Origin of the sequence: Paracoccus laeviglucosivorans (genome assembly GCF_900182695.1) — a bacterium.
GTDB lineage: Bacteria > Pseudomonadota > Alphaproteobacteria > Rhodobacterales > Rhodobacteraceae > Paracoccus > Paracoccus laeviglucosivorans.
Genome location: NZ_FXTK01000078.1, coordinates 1 through 1,276, shown reverse-complemented (window position 1 = coordinate 1,276; position 1,276 = coordinate 1). Strand labels below are relative to the sequence as shown.

At 65.4% G+C, this 1,276-nt stretch carries 1 protein-coding gene; it reads left to right on the top strand.

All coding sequences use genetic code 11. The features are described from left to right. Positions 1 to 1,274 (top strand): serine hydroxymethyltransferase (gene glyA / locus FN835_RS21100; protein WP_281285432.1); only part of this gene is annotated, 1,274 nt, incomplete at its 5' end. Positions 1,275 to 1,276 lie beyond the last annotated feature (2 nt).

The following is a 1,276-nucleotide window of genomic DNA, read 5'->3' as shown; positions in this document are numbered from 1 at the left end:
CCGGATTCTTCACCGAGACGCTGGACAGCCGGGACCCGGCCGTTTTTGGGGCGATCCGCCAGGAACTTGGGCGCCAGCGCGACGAGATCGAGCTGATCGCCTCGGAAAACATCGTCTCCAGGGCGGTGCTTGAGGCGCAGGGCTCGGTCCTGACCAACAAATATGCCGAAGGCTATCCGGGCAAGCGCTATTACGGCGGCTGCCAATATGTCGACATCGTCGAGGATCTGGCGATCGAGCGCGCCAAGCAGCTGTTCGATTGCGGCTTTGCCAACGTGCAGCCGAACAGCGGCAGCCAGATGAACCAGGCGGTGTTCCTGGCGCTGCTGCAGCCGGGCGACACGTTCATGGGCCTTGATCTGAATTCGGGCGGCCACCTGACCCATGGCTCGCCGGTCAACATGTCGGGCAAATGGTTCAACGTCGTCAGCTACGGCGTGCGCCAGCAGGACCAGCTGCTGGACATGGACGACATCCGCGCCAAGGCGCTGGAGCACAAGCCCAAGCTGATCGTCGCGGGCGGCACGGCCTATAGCCGCGTCTGGGACTGGGCCGCCTTCCGCGCCATCGCGGATGAGGTCGGCGCCTATCTGATGGTGGACATGGCCCATATCGCGGGTCTGGTCGCGGGTGGTCAGCATCCCTCGCCGCTGCCGCACGCGCATGTCGTGACCACGACGACGCATAAATCGCTGCGCGGTCCGCGCGGCGGCATGGTGCTGACCAATGACGAAGGCATCGCGAAAAAGATCAACTCGGCGGTGTTCCCCGGCCTGCAGGGCGGCCCGCTGATGCATGTGATCGCCGCGAAAGCGGTGGCCTTTGGCGAGGCGCTGCGCCCCGATTTCAAGGACTATGCAGCCCAGGTGGTCAAGAACGCGCAGGCCATGGCCGATGAGCTGATGAAGGGCGGCATCGACATCGTGTCGGGCGGCACCGACAACCACCTGTGCCTGGCCGACCTGCGTCCGAAGGGCGTGACCGGCAAGGCGACCGAGGCCGCTTTGGGCCGCGCGCACATCACCTGCAACAAGAACGGCGTGCCGTTCGACCCGGAAAAACCCTTCGTGACCTCGGGCATCCGCCTGGGCGCACCGGCGGGCACCACCCGCGGCTTCAAGGAAGATGAGTTCCGCCAGATCGCCCGCTGGATCGTCGAGGTCGTCGATGGCCTGGCCGCCCATGGCGACGAGGGCAACGCCGCCGTCGAAGCCAAGGTCAAGGCCGAGGTCGAGGCACTTTGCGCGAAGTTCCCGCTATATAGCGGGATGTGAGC